This window comes from Kordiimonas aquimaris, assembly GCF_025574485.1.
Taxonomy (GTDB): Bacteria; Pseudomonadota; Alphaproteobacteria; order Sphingomonadales; family Kordiimonadaceae; genus Kordiimonas; species Kordiimonas aquimaris.
On record NZ_JAOBPO010000002.1, the window covers coordinates 552,406 to 568,561 of the forward strand.

The 16,156-nt window shown below is 46.7% G+C and carries 13 protein-coding genes; 8 read left to right on the forward strand and 5 right to left on the reverse strand.

The features are described 5' to 3' along the window. Window positions 1-48 precede the first annotated feature (48 nt). The 3 genes from OEU88_RS08395 (at window position 49) to OEU88_RS08405 (ending at window position 1,173) form a co-directional block, all read left to right on the forward strand. The gene (locus OEU88_RS08395) at window positions 49-552 is read left to right on the forward strand and encodes an antirestriction protein ArdA (protein ID WP_262694705.1); all 504 of its coding nucleotides are present in this window, start codon (window positions 49-51) and stop codon (window positions 550-552) included. A gap of 78 nt (window positions 553-630) precedes the next feature. Next, the gene (locus tag OEU88_RS08400) at window positions 631-876 is read left to right on the forward strand and encodes a type II toxin-antitoxin system ParD family antitoxin (RefSeq protein ID WP_262694706.1); all 246 of its coding nucleotides are present in this window, start codon (window positions 631-633) and stop codon (window positions 874-876) included. A gap of 3 nt (window positions 877-879) precedes the next feature. Continuing rightward, window positions 880-1,173, forward strand: a complete 294-nt coding sequence (locus tag OEU88_RS08405) for a type II toxin-antitoxin system RelE/ParE family toxin (protein WP_262694707.1) — start codon at window positions 880-882, stop codon at window positions 1,171-1,173. A gap of 269 nt (window positions 1,174-1,442) precedes the next feature. Here the strand turns inward: OEU88_RS08405 and OEU88_RS08410 are convergent, their stop codons facing one another. Both OEU88_RS08410 and OEU88_RS08415 read right to left on the reverse strand, forming a co-directional pair. Then, on the reverse strand, window positions 1,443-2,888 hold the full coding sequence (locus OEU88_RS08410; protein ID WP_262694708.1) for a relaxase/mobilization nuclease domain-containing protein: 1,446 nt from the start codon (window positions 2,886-2,888) through the stop codon (window positions 1,443-1,445). Beyond that, complete coding sequence (locus OEU88_RS08415; RefSeq protein ID WP_262694709.1) at window positions 2,885-3,259, reverse strand: hypothetical protein; 375 nt, start codon at window positions 3,257-3,259, stop codon at window positions 2,885-2,887. The genes OEU88_RS08410 and OEU88_RS08415 overlap by 4 nt, the downstream gene beginning before the upstream one ends. A gap of 421 nt (window positions 3,260-3,680) precedes the next feature. Here OEU88_RS08415 and OEU88_RS08420 point away from each other — a divergent pair, with 421 nt between their 5' ends. Together OEU88_RS08420 and OEU88_RS08425 are read left to right on the forward strand one after the other, a co-directional pair. Continuing rightward, on the forward strand, window positions 3,681-5,948 hold the full coding sequence (locus OEU88_RS08420; protein ID WP_262694710.1) for a xanthine dehydrogenase family protein molybdopterin-binding subunit: 2,268 nt from the start codon (window positions 3,681-3,683) through the stop codon (window positions 5,946-5,948). A gap of 561 nt (window positions 5,949-6,509) precedes the next feature. Next, window positions 6,510-6,998 carry a plastocyanin/azurin family copper-binding protein gene (locus OEU88_RS08425; RefSeq protein WP_262694711.1) on the forward strand — a complete coding sequence of 163 codons (489 nt, stop codon included), beginning with the start codon at window positions 6,510-6,512 and terminating at the stop codon, window positions 6,996-6,998. Between the two features lie 59 nt (window positions 6,999-7,057). Here the strand turns inward: OEU88_RS08425 and OEU88_RS08430 are convergent, their stop codons facing one another. From OEU88_RS08430 to OEU88_RS08440, 3 genes are read right to left on the reverse strand one after another with little or no spacing between them, the layout of a single operon-like run. Next, window positions 7,058-7,390, reverse strand: coding sequence for a cupredoxin domain-containing protein (locus OEU88_RS08430; protein WP_262694712.1), 333 nt, complete (start codon window positions 7,388-7,390; stop codon window positions 7,058-7,060). 19 nt (window positions 7,391-7,409) lie between these two features. After that, the gene (locus tag OEU88_RS08435) at window positions 7,410-8,423 is read right to left on the reverse strand and encodes a cytochrome-c peroxidase (RefSeq protein WP_262694713.1); all 1,014 of its coding nucleotides are present in this window, start codon (window positions 8,421-8,423) and stop codon (window positions 7,410-7,412) included. A 32-nt stretch (window positions 8,424-8,455) separates the two neighbouring features. After that, window positions 8,456-10,675: a methyl-accepting chemotaxis protein gene (locus tag OEU88_RS08440; protein WP_262694714.1), complete on the reverse strand. Its 2,220-nt coding sequence runs from the start codon at window positions 10,673-10,675 to the stop codon at window positions 8,456-8,458. A 444-nt stretch (window positions 10,676-11,119) separates the two neighbouring features. Between OEU88_RS08440 and OEU88_RS08445 the strand changes: the two genes are divergently transcribed. From OEU88_RS08445 to OEU88_RS08455, 3 genes are all read left to right on the forward strand, one after another. Next, window positions 11,120-11,677 carry a TetR/AcrR family transcriptional regulator gene (locus OEU88_RS08445; RefSeq protein ID WP_262694715.1) on the forward strand — a complete coding sequence of 186 codons (558 nt, stop codon included), beginning with the start codon at window positions 11,120-11,122 and terminating at the stop codon, window positions 11,675-11,677. Window positions 11,678-11,745: 68 nt separating this feature from the next. Beyond that, window positions 11,746-12,942, forward strand: coding sequence for an efflux RND transporter periplasmic adaptor subunit (locus OEU88_RS08450; RefSeq protein ID WP_262694716.1), 1,197 nt, complete (start codon window positions 11,746-11,748; stop codon window positions 12,940-12,942). A 20-nt stretch (window positions 12,943-12,962) separates the two neighbouring features. Then, entirely contained in the window at window positions 12,963-16,136 is a 3,174-nt protein-coding gene (locus OEU88_RS08455; RefSeq protein ID WP_262694717.1) for an efflux RND transporter permease subunit, read from the forward strand. Window positions 16,137-16,156 lie beyond the last annotated feature (20 nt).

Genomic DNA, 16,156 nt, shown 5'->3' on the forward strand with positions numbered 1-16,156 from the left:
CTATGCAGCCAGTGCTTGCTTCTTTGTTCAAAGCAAAGGAGGAACACCATGACAAATAAGTATCACGCAACGCCTTACGATATTTCAGCCGCTGGTTTTTATTTCAGCACCTACGATGAATATCTCGATAAATCCGCAAAACACCGCAATGATTATGGTGATCCGGTTGAGGAATATGAAATCCAGTTCATTGATGGAGAGAATTGCAAGCTCTTTGAGGCTCTGTCCGTTAATCAGGCCAATCTAAAGCAATGGTTTGATGATTTTGAAGACTTAGGCGGCGATGATCTGATTAAAGCAACCTATTTGGCTAATGATGTTGGTTATAGCATTGATGATATTCTTGACCGTCTGGATGATATTATACTCTTTGAAGGCACAGCCCTTGAATACTCAGAAAGCTATATCGAGGATACGGGCCTCTTAAATGAAATTCCTGAAAACCTTCGTTACTATTTCGATACGGAATCTTTTGCGCGTGATCTGGTTCTTGGCGGCGATATCTGCGAAACTGAAATCAACGGTACAAACTATATAATTCAGTCTTTTTAGGGGCGTGTACCTTTGTCTAAAATTGACAATCTTTGCCAAATTATGTCATAATTAACATTAAGAAATGGAGATTTTGATATGGCAACTATGAATGTTTCACTGCCGGATGAAATGAAAAATTGGGTTGAAGGACAGGCTCAAACGGGCCGCTATAGCAACGCCAGTGATTATGTGCGTGACCTTATCCGGCACGATCAAGAACACAAAGACAAGATAGCTCATATGCAAACGCTGGTGACAGAGGCGTTTGAAAGCGGCGAGGGCAAGAAATCCATGAGTGATATTCTGGACGAAGCGCGTTCTTTAACAACCGCTTCATCATAAATCGTGGCCTATAAACTCAGTGTCAAAGCCGAAGAAGATATTCTCCACATATTGCTGGAAGGTATGCGGCTGTTTGGCCCAGATCAGGCCGAAAAATATCACGTTGGGCTGGAGCAGGCATTTGAGTTTCTTGCAGCCAGTCCCGAGGCGGCCAGAGAGCGCGTTGAGATCAATCCAACAGTGCGAATTCATCCCTACGGTTCTCATATGATTGTGTATGTGATCAAGCCCTCTGGTGATGTTTTCATTCTGCGTGTACGGCATGGCCGCGAAGACTGGATAAGTACTCCAATTTAAGGGCTTCGCTCCTCGTGGCGACAAGGGTGCATACCCAAAAAATGGCCCATAAATATCTATATAAGGCATATGGGGTAAAGCTTGTCGTAATTCCAAGGAAGGACCGTTTCAAACCCTCCAAAGCAGGCTTGGAGGTTTGAAGAAAAGTGTAGTGCTTGTTTATCCGGTTTCCGCTCCGGCTGGGATGAAAAGCGGCCTCGGCTTCTGTGAAGGCCATTTTCATCCCATCCGAAGCAGAAACCTCGAGTCTGGGCCTATGATCGATAATATTATCGCTCCGGTCCGGTGTCGCGCTTTGGTGTCTGAGATTGGCGCGAAGATTCCTGTTGTCGTCTGGTTTCCTTGAAGGCATTGAGGCGTTCATTTTGGCTGGCGGAAAATTTCGGCTCGGCCTTCGCAGCTTTATTGAATGATTGTCTGAGTGTTCGCGTTTCATCAAGGGCTTGTGGTGCTTGCCTTCGGCGTGGCCGTTTTATTGGCGCGGGGTGCTGTGTTTCTATCTGTGTGATGGCTTTTCGGTCTTGGGTGATTCCCTGTTTTTGGCTCTGCACTTGAACCAATTCTTGCTTGGCCGTACTGACCAATTTTTTGCGTTGCTCCATATGTCGGAATATTAGTTCATCCCGCCGGACTTGGTCACGTTTGGCGGCTTCGTAGGCTTCCATTTCATTGCGTTCACGGATGCGTTTGTGCTGGCCGCTCACGCGATCCCACAAACCTTTAGTACCACCGCGAAAACGCGCTTGCCTTCGTATGGCTTCGGCTTGCTGGCGGGCTTCCATCATTTGCTTTTGTTCGGCACGTTGCTGGCGCTGCTTAGCGATCATGGCTTGCTTGTCTTTTTGCAGTGCTTGGCGTTGCGCTTGTTCTTTTTGCGCCAGCTCCGCATCAAAGCGGTCAAGCATACCGCCCATATCCTGCGCAATGGTAGCTTGGGTTTGCTCAAGGTTGGGTAGTTTGGTTTCATCACCTAGACGCGCTTTTAGGTCTTTAGGCTTTACGCCAGACCAACGCGAAAGAGAATATGGCTTGCCCTTTGTGTCCACGGCAAGAAAACCGCGCCGATCTCCACGCGCAAGGCGATAGCCGCGTTCTTCAAGAGCATGAGTAAAGGCGGCTTTGTTGTCAGAGATAGCCCACGCATCTTGCAGCGCTGTCTTAATGTCACGCGGTTCTTTGTCATTGCGCTTGGCATGTTGCCATTGTTCTAGCGTAAAATTGCGTGGGTCAGCATTGCCGGATTTTGATAATCCGTCCGGCATCCTCCAGCCATGTTCCAAATACAGATCACGGGCAACTTCCTGCATCTTATTCTTTGTGAAAGAAAGCTGCTTAGCTTTCATTTCCTCGGCATCAATACGGGACCACACTGCATGGGCATGGCGGCGCACCATACCGTCAGCGCCTTCTTTTTCATGGAACACCACGGCGCGGGGCTGGCCGTTCAAGCCCAGATCGTTTTCGATACGGTTAATGGCGTTTTCAAAATCCTGCGTAGGCACCTCAACATCAGGTGGCGGGTTCAGGCTCAGGGAAAACAGGAATTGTTTGCATTTGGTGGCTTTGCTGACCGCATAAGCTTCCTGCAACGCACCGTGCAGATCATCAGATACAAACCCGCGCAGTTCGTGCACCTCTACATGCTCGTTTTCATCTTTCATCAGATGGTGGGCGAGATCATACGCCCCGCCGCGCTGGTTGCCGACAAGGATCATTTTGGTTTCAATCCGAGTGAGCGCACAAGTGCAAAACGCATACGGTCTATATCAGTGCAAGCTTCTTGCAACTGAGCTGCTAGCTCAGGTGTGACGGGCATAGCTCCAATCTCTGCCGCTTTTGCAATACAGGCCATATTCCGCGCCAGATCAGAAGAACCAAGGATAGCCAAGACCGTTGCGGCATCGGTTTTAGTGATGCTGGCATTCTTTACGTTAAAGAGCTGCCCTTTGATATAGCCGCCCAATGGCTGACCTTTAGCACGGTGCAGCAGTTTATTTTTTTCTTTCTCGGTCAGACGAAGGGAAAATGGCGCTGGTTTCTTTGGCTTGCCTTTCGAAGCTGATTTGAAGGCTGAAACCGAATTCATGGTTGCGGCCCTTCAAAGTCAATATCAGCGTGTTTAAGCTGGTGTTCCCAATCGGCTAAAGTGGAGAAAACTTGGTTCGAGATTTCCTCGTCCAAGTCCACCACTTTCCTCTAGAATTTCGCTATTAGTGACTTAAATTTCACACTAGTAATAAAGATTCACTGTTTTCAGTACTGTGATCAATTCAGTTTAGAGTAGAGAATTCAAGCTCGTATACCCAAATACCGGAAATGCCTAGGCTAGTCTTGCCTGCACAGTTCAAGGCTTCAGGAATTACAGCGCTAGCATGCGTATAAAGACAGTTGGTTTCGTCGAATGAGGCTTTTTCGAGCTTTGCTATAGAATGGCAGTATCTATGTTTGCACCTTTTCTGATATAGTATAACAAAAGCCGAAGATATCCGGACAGTTCAGAGATAAACATGACACGAGAAACAAACTTTACCGCGCTTGAAGACTTACTCTTTGAAATCGAGCCTGATGGGCAGGCGATAAAACGCCCTGCCGTTCGGATGGGCCGACGAGCATTTTTCAAAGTCTCCGCATGTGCTGCGGCTGGTTTTGTCTTGGCGTTTCATGCTGAGTTTTCGCGTGAAGCACAGGCTTCAGATGATCATTCTCGGATGAATGCCTACATCCGCATTGCTCCTGACGGGCAGGTCTTCATCTATTCTAAAAACCCAGAGATTGGGCAAGGGGTCAAAACCTCTATGCCTATGATTATCGCTGAAGAACTCGACGTTGAATGGCAGCAAGTCACCGTGGAACAGTCCCCGATCAGTCAAACCGCGTTTGGAAGGCAAAATGCCGGAGGCTCAAGGTCTATTGCGACCAACTGGGACATCATGCGCAAGGCGGGAGCAACAGCGAGAGCAATGCTGGTGCAAGCAGCGTCTGCAAGATGGACAGTTCCAGCTACTGAATGCCAAACCGAAAACGGCGAGGTCTACCACTCGCATTCTGGGAGGCGGCTGTCATATGGTGAGTTGGCAACCGATGCATCAAAATTGCCGGTGCCGGACACTACAGATGTCAGATTTAAAGATCGTTCCGACTATCAACTAATTGGAAAACGCGTTGGCGGTGTTGATAACCGGGCAATCGTTACCGGCCAATCTTTGTTTGGGATCGATCAAACTCTGCCTGACATGCTTTTTGCTGTGTATGAAAAATGTCCTGCTCTAGGGGGTGTAGTTAAGTCAGCAAATTTACAGGCGATATTATCACTCCCCGGTGTTCGGCACGTATTCGTGTTGGAGGGAAATGGACACCCTCTGGAGCTGGCGCCTGGCATTGCCATTGTAGCGACATCCACCTGGGCGGCCTTCAAAGCTAAACAAGAGCTGATTGTTGAATGGGATGAAACCAATGCTTCGGATGATAGTTGGTCGCAATTCGAGACAGAGGGCCGGAAGCTTGCCGACCGGACCAGCCAAAACATTTTGTATGAAAAAGGTGATGTTGGTGCGATCAGGCAACAAACTGACCAGACTGTCGAGTCCCTGTACCAATATGGGTTTGTGGCCCATGCAGCCCTTGAGCCGCAAAACTGTTTGGCTTGGTACAAGCAAGATTCAATTGAAATCTGGGCGTCAACTCAGTCACCCACCCGCGGTGTCGGTAATGTTGCGAACGTTCTCGGCATTTCAGAAGACAAAGTGACTATCCATCAGGCGCGGGTTGGTGGGGGATTTGGTCGACGACTGGTCAATGATGCCATGTGTGAGGCTGCAGCAATTTCAAAGCATATAGGTGGACCTGTTAAGCTGACCTGGACCCGTGAAGATGATACGAAGCACGACTTTTTTCGCGCCGGTGGTTTTCGCTCCTTAAAAGGCGGCATCAGACAAGATGGCACATTGGCATTCTGGCGAGATCATCTCGTTGCGGTAAGCAACGACGGAGAAAGACCAGTTATTGCTGGTGCACCTCGTCAGCCGGCTACGGAGTTTCCGGCTCAATTGGTTGATCATTACCAGTTAAGTCAATCGTTATACAAAATGAAAACACGCTGTGGATTATGGCGTGCACCCTGGTCAAATGTGTCAGCGTGGGTCGCGCAGAGTTTCCTGCATGAACTTTCAAACGCTGCTGGACGAGATCATTTGGAGTTTTTGCTTGAGTTGTTGGGTGAACCAAAACATTTACCGCCAGCCAATAGCTATGGGTTGGATACCGGAAGGGCGGCGGCGGTGGTCCGGCTCGCAGCCGAAAAAGCGGGATGGGGCAGGAAGCTTCCTGCTGGTAGAGGGCTTGGACTGGCCTTTCATTTCAGCCATGCTGGCTATTTTGCCGAAGTGGCGGAGGTGAGTGTAAATTCAGACCGTGAAGTGAACGTGCATTCGGTTACTGTCGCGGCTGATATTGGTTTGGTGATCAACCGAAGTGGCGCCGAGAGCCAATGCCAAGGTTCAGTAGTCGATGGATTGGGAGCGATGTTCAATCTGGAGATCACAATGGAAAATGGCCGTATAGAGCAGGAAAATTTTGACACTTATGCTCTGATGCGCATGTCCGATATGCCAGTGGTGAATATTCATTTTGTTGATAGTGATCACCCGCCAACAGGCGCTGGTGAGCCAGCTTTACCGCCCGTCGCGCCAGCCGTCTGTAATGCGATATTTGCAGCAACCGGTCATCGCATTCGAACGCTCCCTGTGTCACGCGAAGCATTTTTTCTACAAGGCTAGAGCTTTCATTTCTTGGAGTTTCTGTCCACGTTTTTGGCTGGAGACGAGCAGACAGAACTCTCACTAATTCTGAAAGCGCGCACTTATTCTAGGGTTTCACTATTAGTGACTGAAATTTCATATTAGTGATGCAAAACCTGACGGCTCTAATGTTATCTTTTACAAAGATTCTGTTAGATAATTGGTAAAAAGTGTCCAGCCTTTCGATGTTGCTGCCATTCAAACAGTATTATGTAGCAGAAGGTATGTATTAAACGCTTTGGTAACTTTGTTTACATCATGCCGTTACATATCATTTCGGATAATGATTTGGCCTCTCTTTGTGAGGCTATAATTGACGTAACTGAGAAATGCCGACATGGCTAATGAATGTGTCGTTGTTCAGTGTTTTTTAATAGGTTTTTTATAGCTTTTTACAGAAGGAAAATTCTTTTTTCACCATTTGCAGCAATATTTCTGTTTAGTTGTGAAAATGCTTTAAATCAGTCTAATCAATTCAATGTAGCTTTTAATGCTTTAAGAAGAATATTGAAGCGTAGACATTAAAACAGAGGTTAAATCGTGAAGGTATTAATATCGTTTTCTCTGCTGCTAATATCTTCATGGTTTGCCAATGCTGAAGATCATGTTGTTCGTGTCATTACTGACAATGAAAATGGTATCACCAAATTTGAACCCAAATTTCTTACGGTCAACGTAGGAGATACTGTTACCTGGATGAACGTGACAGATGATTTGCATAATGTCATTACGTACCCTGACGGTTTCCCGGAGGGCGGTAGTGGATTTAAAAGTCCTTATTTTGAACAAGCAGGGGACGAATGGTCGGTAACTTTTGATGTGCAAGGCACCTATCAATACCACTGTATTCCGCATGTTCTCATGGGAATGCGCGGCGTCGTTGTGGTCGGGCGCCCCACACCGGTTAATAAGTTTCATAAGCCAACCAAAGATGAAATTATGACTTACCGAACCGAATTGCTGGAGTTTTTTGACTCTGACGAGTTTGATTTTATGCCAGACGCAGTGCGTAGAAATGTAGGTAAATAAAAAGGCTGCAACCTATGTGGCAACCTTTTTGAATGCTTAAATGATTGTCAGGTAAATCATTACTCCACCTTAACAACCATCTTCATTTTTGGATGAATAGCGCAACGGACGCGGTACGTACCGCTTTGTTCGAATGCTATTGAATTTTCTTCATTTGGCTTTTGTAGCCCAAGATCTTGTTTTTTTCCTTTAATGATAGTGTAGACGTTGTGTGCAACATTATCATCATTAACAAACAGAACAGATTGCCCTGCTTTCAGGGAAAGTTGCTTCTCCGAGAATTGCTTGCCTTTCTGAGTAACTTTAACGCTATCATCAGAAAAAGAAGGGGCTGTACATGCAACCAATAAGCCGAGGCAAATCGTTGCGTTTTTATATGGCGTTGAAAGCATTATGTATCCTTTTGAAGTATTAGTTAGGCAATTTAGGCAATGAAACTTGTGGATCATTGCTGCTGAGTGTTTTTATGAAAGCAACAAGGTCATGTTTTTCGCCCTTAGTCAGGTTAAGCTCTTGCATCTCGCTTGATAAGGATGCGCGTTTTACAAAACCACTGTCATAGTGTTCGACCACTTCTTCAAGCGTGGCGAGGCTGCCATTGTGCATATAAGGTGCGCGCTCATTGATGTTGCGGAGTCCGGGGGTTTTGAATGAATGTTTCAAGACATCTATATCTAAAACCTCGTAACGGCCTTCGTCAGCGTCACCAAGTCCAATGTCATGAAAACTCCAATCGGTAAAATTCCAGCCATCATGACATGATGCGCATTTAGCTTTGGTATTGAACAGCTCAAAACCGCGTTTTGCAGCAGCATTAATGGCGTTTTCATCTCCTTCAATCCAGTGGTCAAAAGGTGCTTTTGCAGAAACAATTGTGCGTTCATAAGTTGCGATGGCTTTGCCGATGTTTTCTGCTGTTATGCCTTCCCTTGGGAACGCTGCTTCAAACATGTCCACATAGCCGGAAACAGCTTTGAGTTCTGCAATTAGAAGGTCCAAATCTTGAGCCATTTCCCCGCCAGCCTGAATAGGGCCAAGGGCTTGCTCTTCAAGTGATTCAGAACGTCCATCCCAGAAGAACAACTCTCCCCAGGCAAGGTTGAGTACAGTAGGCGTATGCCTCCCCAGGCGAGACATGGGTGTGCCGACACTGGTTGTTTGTGCATCCTCCCAGGCAAAGCTTGGATTATGACATGAAGCACATGTGATATTATTTTCCCGTGATAAGCGAGGATCAAAAAACAGCATTTTTCCAAGCACAGCTTTTGCATCGGTGTAGCCATTTTCTTCAGGGAAGGGAATGTCTGTAGGGCGTTTGAAGCCATCTCGCATTAATGCGCTATCGGCATTAGCCAAAGAGCTCAGCATACTTGCCGCGATGACTGTCACAAAAATTATCATTGTCCTGGATATCTTTGGTTTCATTGTATCTCTCATTTATCAGCACTGGCCCCCTATTAACCGCGCATCTCATTCACAAATTGCTTAACCTGATTGTCGAGCCCAATTGCTAACTCCAACAACTCTGTTGCAGCATCGTCCACAGAAGACATGATGCTGGCGTTGGCGCGAGCTGCCAAGCCCACGCCGTCAATACTGTTGGCTACTCTGACCGTTCTTTCCGCTGCAGCAGAAGCGGATTGTCCTATTGTGGAGGCTTTGCTCGTTTGCAATTCCACGGCGGTTGAAATTTCAGAAGCGATCGTATCGATTTCAGTAATTTTGTTGGTTACTCCGCGCACAGATTTTGTCGTAGTGCCTGTGGCAGCCAGCATGTCATCAATTTGTTTTTCTATTTCATGAGTTGCGTTAGCAGTTTGGTTTGCGAGGCTCTTCACCTCAGAGGCTACAACGGCAAATCCTTTACCTGCTTCGCCTGCTCGTGCAGCTTCGATGGTGGCATTCAGGGCCAGTAAATTGGTTTGTTCAGCGATGTCATTGATTAGTTTAACAACATCACCAACATTGTTGGCGACACTGTCCAATACTTCGACTTGCGCAACGGCTTCACTGGCTGCTTCATTAGCGGATTGTGTATTTGCCGAGGCGGCCCTTACTTTCTCATTGATTGCCTCAATTGAATCATTCATCTCAGCCGCACTTTGAGCAACAGAGCTTACGCTCTCACCTGCTTCTTGACTGTCAATATAGCTTTCCCCGGATCGCTGAGACATTTCACGGGCAGATTTGTCGACCAGGTTGGCTGATTCTTTAAGGAGTTCGGCTTTTGAAGTTAATGTTGCAACAATGGATGCAACCTGTTTTTCAAACTGTGCAGCTAATTCCTTGCGCTGAAGTTTTTGTTGCTCCGCAGACCTCAGTTCACTTTCGTCAAGTTTACGTTGTTCTTCTGCTGCGCGTTCCTGTTCGCGCTTTTGGCCTTCTATCTCTGCTTTTTGACGTTTATCCTCGGCCTCTTCTGCTGCTAGCCTTAGCTGTTCTGCTTCACTTACACTGTCACGGAATTTTCTGATGGCACCTGAAAGTTCGCCCATTTCATCTTTTTGATCATTATAGGGAATAGCTGTTTGCAGCGCTCCGTCTGCCAGCTCTCGTGCTACTTCTGATATGCGGGAAATAGGGGTTGCTATTTTAATGCCTGCAACATAGCCAACGCCGCCCAAAACAAGAATTACACCAAATGAAGCCCAGAGTAGAACCCATATTTTTTCTTCGATTGGCTGATCTAACTCGTGTTCATTTATCTCAGCAATTAAAGCCCATTTCGTGCCGTTAAACTCAAATGGTTGAAAGGATGAAATAACCGGTGTTCCGTCATAGTTTTCAAAAATACCAACGCCAGCTTCTCCGTTCAGCGCCTGTCTTACAGTTTCCGTATCAACAACTTCTTGCAAGGTGGAGGACTCGTCTCTAAAGCGGCTATCGCTGCGCATAAGCTTGTCGGGGCCAACCAGATATGTTTCGCCGGTTTCTCCAAGCCCTGTACGCTGTGTCATGGTTTTGTTGAGTTGTTCAGTTGTGATTTGATAAGCAAGAACGCCTATCTTTTCGCCGTCTGCATCTAGTACTGACCGCGCAAGAAAACTTGCGGCTTCTCCAGCGCTGGGTGCGTAAGGAGCGAAATCGCTAATTGCAATTTGGGTTTTATCATCTGCGGTAGAGATAGAGCGATAGAGTTCACCGAGGCCAGTATCTTTCCATTCACCAGTATAGAAGTTGGTGGCAAAATCACGTTTTTTGGCAACGCTATAAAGCAAGTTGCCTTCAAGATCGAAAAGCAGCACATCATGTAATAACTTATCGTCTAGAAGTGAGCGAAACCATGGGTGAAAGACAGCATGCACCGAACTGTAATAACTGTCATCTCCAGCTGTGATTAGGTTGAGGCGTTGTTCTTTGCTATGCGGGTTATTGTCGATGTAAAGAATGTGCAATTGGCTAGATTGTTCCGTGTCAAAGTCTGACCAAGCGTCCATTAAGTCTGTTAGTGCGCCTGCTGTGGTTGGGTTGGAGGCGGTAAGGCGTAAATTGTTCTGAAGCGTTGTGAAATAGTTTTCTATTTCCAAGGCTTTTGCCGTACGGCTCAAGTTAAGCTTGTTTTGTGCTTCTTCTTTAAGTGCTGCTCGCATTTGACTGGAAGCAATAAAAACGAGCGTAATTGTCGAGACCATAAGTAACGCAATGGCGAAGACAGGTATTTTAATTCGAATTCTCACTTTAGCCCCTAAGACCCATGGGAGCTTTTCCCTTTTGTAGATACATGGTTCAAGCTGCCCAGCTCGTAACAAGTTCAGCACACCCACGCTTCCCCAAGAGACGAGTGCTGTGTGCACGCTAATTGGGAATAGTAAAAAATGAATTAAACGATAGTTGAAATGTCAACTTAAGCGTGTGAACGCTTGTGAGCCGTACTCCATCATAAGATTTATCTGCTGTTATGATTGGGTGTGTTCATTTAAAAGTGCTGAAATGCGAGAAAATAGGTCAGCTTAGTCTAGCGCGGGTCACTACTGATTTGTGAGGATATTAGATTTAGGGTTCCGTCTAAAAAGAAATAAACAGTGTATCACCTTGACTCTCTCGGTGGCGGTTGCCATATGTGTCAAAGTTTACAAAAAATGCTATATTTGTAAACTTTGTATCGCATAGGAATTATGGTCGTGAATGGGAACGAGCTACTCTCAAAAGCAATGGATGTTTTCATCCGCTATGGTTTTCGCAAAACCTCTATGGAAGATGTTGCTCGCGCCGTTGGTATGTCGCGGCAGGCAATCTATAACCGTTTCAAGAACAAGAAGGCTTTGTTCAAGGCAGTTGTCGACGCAATGATGCATGAATCGTTTGATGCTGCCCGCGCTGCCATTGAAGAAGATGGCAAATCAATACATGCCAGATTGCTGAATGCGTTTGATTGTGCCGCTGGCCAACATGTTGATGCACTGCGTTCATCCCCGCATAGCTATGAAGTGATAGCCATGGTGAATGTTGAAGGGGCTGATGAGGTGGAGCTTATGCAGCGACAATTCAACGCAGACATTGCTGAAGTACTTGTCTCGGAAGGTTTATTTGAAGATAACAAGCAGGCTCAGGATGCAATGTTTGCAATGTTTGTAGCGTCAAAAGGGCTACTCTATAGCGCTGAAAACAGACAGGCTTTTTCTGACGGTCTCGAAAGAGTCATTCGTGCACTACTATTAAATAATGCAACCAAAACATGACTTGGTGCGTCAATAAACGGCGTACATAATCGTCATTAAAACAAATAGAAAAAGATATCGAGGATGCCATGCAAGGCGAAGAAACATCAAAAACGAAATCACGGGTAGCACTTGTTGTTGGCGCAGCGGTTATGGGCCTTGGCATTATGACAATGACAGCTTTTGGCGGGCGTAGCGTAACGGATGACAATGCTAATGCTGTTGACCGTGGTCCAGCGGTTGAAACGATTGCAGCTGCCGCTGCTGACGGTCATTATATAATAGAAGCTCCTGGCCGATTGCGTTCCCGGCAAGCCTTGTCTGTCGTTGGTGAAGTTGCGGGTAAAATAACATATGTAAATCCGCAATTTGTTCTTGGTGGTCGTTTAGACCAAGGCGACATATTGTTTAAAGTAAATGCGTCCGATTTCGAAGCTGATGTAGCAAGTGCAAGAGCGCAAATAACAAGTGCTGAAGCTTCGGTGCTTCGCGCGCGTCTTGATAATGACCGTCGACAGAAACTTGCGCAAAGTAGTGCTGTATCTGAAGCGTCACGCGATCAGGCAGTTGCTGACTTGGCAAGCGCTGAAGCTAATCTCCTTCAAGCGAAAGCCCAATTAAAACGCGCTGAGGAAAATCTTTCTCGTGTTACGGTACGTGCACCGTTTCCTGCTTTGGTCGTATCCGAAGATGTATCACAGGATACATATGTTTCGCCGGGTCAAACCCTTGGACTTATCATCGACACACGCCTGGGTGAGCTTGTTGCAGGTTTAGCGCCCAACGAAGCAGCGGCAGTTGCGCAAACATTAAAGCGCAATAATGGCCAGATGATTGCTACAGCAGTTCCCAACGCAGGTTCCGTTGGCTCAGGTCGCTTGACCGGCACAATTGATTTATTCTCACCGTCAATCGATGAAACATCTCGCTCGGCTTTGGTTGTTGGTGTTTTTCCTGATGCATTTGCTGCTGAAAATGCGGGGCAAATTTTCGCCAACGACTTTATGACATTGCAAATACAGGTGTTGTCTGATCAGCAGGTGTGGCGCTTACCTGCCGGAAGCGTGCGTAAAAATGCGTATGTTTGGGCCGTGGAAAACGGTGTGCTGGCACGCCGAGATGTAGATGTTATCAATACGGATAATGACAGTATTTTTGTCACTTCCCCAAATGCCCTTGGTGATGATCACATAATGTTAACGCTGCTTTCGGAAGAAGTGGAGGGCATGCGTGTGCAAGCTGTCCAGCGAACTGCAGTTGCCGATGTTCGTAGTACAGTACGCTAGAAAGCAGAGAAGTTTAAATCATGAAACAACTGATCGAAGCGTGCCTGAAAAACCGTGTGGCAGCAAACCTGTTTGCGGTTGTGATTATTATATCCGGCTTGTTATCCATGCAAACGCTGAATATGCGGACCTTTCCCAAAATTACACTGAATGCGATTTCAGTTACAGTGCCATATCCGGGAGCAACCCCAACTGAGGTTGAAACCTCTATCGTTAAGCCGATCGAAGAGCGGCTTGAAGGTATGGAAGGCGTGTCCAAAATTACAGCACTAGCGGCATCTGGTGTAGCAAGCGTGATCGTTGACTTGAAGGAAGGCGAAAGCATTCCTGAAATGCTGGATGATATTCAAACTGAAATTAACCGAATTACTGTTTTTCCGCTTCGCTCTGAACGACCGCAGGTGGTTCATGTTGAGGCGGACGAGCTAGCTGCGCGGATCATTCTTTACGGCGACAAAAACGCAGGCGAACTCAAAAAAGTGGCAGAGCGTGTGCGTTCGGATTTAGCAGATAAAGCTGAAATTTCTCGGGTAACGGTTGCAGGTGTTCCTGAATATCTGATCGATATTGCTGTTAGTGAGGCAACACAGCAATCCCTTGGGTTGTCTTTGGTTGATATTTCCAACCGCATTTCAGCCCAAAGTCTGGATTTGTCTGGCGGTGAAATTGAGAATGATCGCCAGAAACTGCTCGTGCGTGCTACTGGCGAGCGCCGTACTGGGGCTGAATTTAATACTGTTGTGCTCGGAGCAGGTTCAACGGGCACGCCTATTTATCTCGGCGATGTGGCAACGGTTTCTGATGACCTAGCCGAAACGCCTGTCAGGGCAGCTTACAAAGGTAAACCTGCAGTTTTCATTTCCGTGTCGAGGACGGGCGATGAGCAATTGCTTGATTTGGCAACTGCGGTGCGCGGTTATATGAAAAATGAAATAGCAGGTGTTCTACCTGCTGGTATTGAAGCCGAGTTTTGGCGCGACGAATCTATATTGCTTGAGGAACGTATTGATCTTTTATCTAAGAATGCGGCTTTGGGATTGTTGCTGGTTGGTGGCTTGTTGATGGCATTTCTCGATATTCGCATTGCAGGTTGGGTGGCGTTTGGTGTTTCTGTCGCGTTTGTTGGTGCATTCACGCTGATGGGCGTATTTGGTATTACGATTAATCAACTGACACTGTTTGGTTTCATTCTGGCAATTGGTATTGTGGTGGATGATGCCATTGTCGTTGGTGAAAATATCCATGGTACGTGGCGTAATCAGAATGTGACAGCGAAAGAAGCTGCGCGTATAGGTGTATTGCGTGTTTCAACACCCGTGCTTTTTTCGGTTTTTACAACCATTGTAGCTTTCGTTCCATTGCTGTTTTTGCCAGGTACTTTTGGGCAGTTTCTTGGGCCAATCGCGGCTGTTGTTATCTTTGTATTATTATTGTCGTTGTTTGATAGCTTCTTCATTCTGCCACGACATCTTGCGCATCTTAGCGCAGATAAGCCGGGTAGATACTCGTTGCGGCGTCTTGCTGACCCGTTTCGCAATTGGTTTGCATCTCGTTTGCGCAGGTTTACCGAAGGACCAATGCGGACAGCGATTACTTTCAGTGCAAGCAACCCGCTCGCAACTGTTCTTGTTGCCTTTGGCATTTTTATGGGCTCACTGGCTTTGATCTCAAGCGGCACAGTGAAATTTGTATTTTTCCCGGCAGTTGAGGGCGACTATGTCACAGCAGAGCTCGAACTATCGGAATCTGCATCAAAAGAGCAAACTGTTCGCTTTGCTGAAATTATTGCGGACGGTGCTGAAGAAGCCGCACAAGCATTTAACGACGAGGGTGATCCACTACACGGCGTGTTTTGGTCACTTGGTCAATCACTTGCTCTTGAAAGCGGTGAAGCGACCACTGACGGCGGTGCGGCAGCCAATAAAGCCTATATTGTTGCACGATTGAAGGGCGCAGCATCGCGTCAGTTTTCTGCGACTGATTTTCAAAATGAATGGCGCAAAACGCTGGGCACAATACCAGGTGCGCAAAAACTAACTTTTACAGCGGATTTGGTTTCGCCCGGTGCACCTGTTCAGCTTGAAGTTAGTACGCGTCTTGATAGTGACACGCGAAGTGCTGTCGAGCTTATTCACAATGAGCTAAAAGCACTGCCGGGTGTGTATGATGTGCGCGATGATCGTTTTCGCACAACTGACGAAGTGCGCATTGCTTTGAAACCTCTTGCGCGGTCATATGGTTTGACGCAGCAGAATTTAGCACAGCAAGTACGCGCCGCATTCTTTGGGGCGGAAGCAACGCGTGTGCAACGTGACCGAGAAGAAATTCAGGTACGCGTACGATTACCGAAGCACGAGCGTTCCAACTTTGCTGCTATGAAAAACCTGCGCGTCAAAGTGGGGGATGCTTTTATCCCTATTGCTAGCTTGGCTGATCTCACCATTGAACCGGCGCCAGCAGCGATAAAGCGTATTGGTGGTCGGCGGATATATACGGTTTCAGCATACGTAGATACTGCGCGCATTACTGCCGGTGAAGCTACAGATTATGTTCTGGTAGACATCAAAGAGCGTGAGGCAGTTAACTTTGACGGTCTGGATATCACTCTCTCTGGTAATCAGGAAGAACAAGCGAAAACAGCACCTGCTATTGCTCGCAATTTCATGCTGGCGATGATGGTTATTTTCACGCTGTTATCGCTTAGCTTTAAGTCATACACACAGCCTATCATTGTTATGATGGCCATCCCGTTTGGCTTTATGGGGGCACTTGTTGGGCACGCAATGCTGGGCATGAATTTGACGCTCCTGAGCATGTTTGGTGTTATTGGTTTGAGCGGTGTTATCATTAACAATTCATTGATGGTTATTAGTTTCGTTAACGACCGAATTGCAGAAGGTGATAATCATATAACCGCTGTTATCGAAAGCACGCTTGAGCGTTTTCGCGCCATATTGCTGACCACTCTTACAACTTTCCTTGGCGTAACACCCATCATTCTGGAAACCAGTGTTCAGGCACAATTTTTGGTGCCTACAGCGGTTTCTCTGGGTTTTGGAATTATCATCGGTACATCGGTGTTGATTTTCACATTGCCGGCTTTGGCTATATTGCATTTGCGGATATTTGGGCACCCGGCAAGTAAAGAAGCCAATGAAGAACGCGGTACTGATTCAGCTTTAAAAAATGCATAAATAGGCATATGAGCTATATA

Bases quoted from the DNA above. Each gene is read 5' to 3' on its own strand.
- OEU88_RS08435 (WP_262694713.1), bottom strand. From the start codon at position 8,423: ATGAAACCAAAGATATCCAGGACAATGATAATTTTTGTGACAGTCATC.
- OEU88_RS08430 (WP_262694712.1), bottom strand. From the start codon at position 7,390: ATGCTTTCAACGCCATATAAAAACGCAACGATTTGCCTCGGCTTATTG.
- OEU88_RS08410 (WP_262694708.1), bottom strand. From the start codon at position 2,888: ATGATCCTTGTCGGCAACCAGCGCGGCGGGGCGTATGATCTCGCCCAC.
- OEU88_RS08420 (WP_262694710.1), top strand. From the start codon at position 3,681: ATGACACGAGAAACAAACTTTACCGCGCTTGAAGACTTACTCTTTGAA.
- OEU88_RS08450 (WP_262694716.1), top strand. From the start codon at position 11,746: ATGCAAGGCGAAGAAACATCAAAAACGAAATCACGGGTAGCACTTGTT.
- OEU88_RS08415 (WP_262694709.1), bottom strand. From the start codon at position 3,259: ATGAATTCGGTTTCAGCCTTCAAATCAGCTTCGAAAGGCAAGCCAAAG.
- OEU88_RS08455 (WP_262694717.1), top strand. From the start codon at position 12,963: ATGAAACAACTGATCGAAGCGTGCCTGAAAAACCGTGTGGCAGCAAAC.
- OEU88_RS08395 (WP_262694705.1), top strand. From the start codon at position 49: ATGACAAATAAGTATCACGCAACGCCTTACGATATTTCAGCCGCTGGT.
- OEU88_RS08400 (WP_262694706.1), top strand. From the start codon at position 631: ATGGCAACTATGAATGTTTCACTGCCGGATGAAATGAAAAATTGGGTT.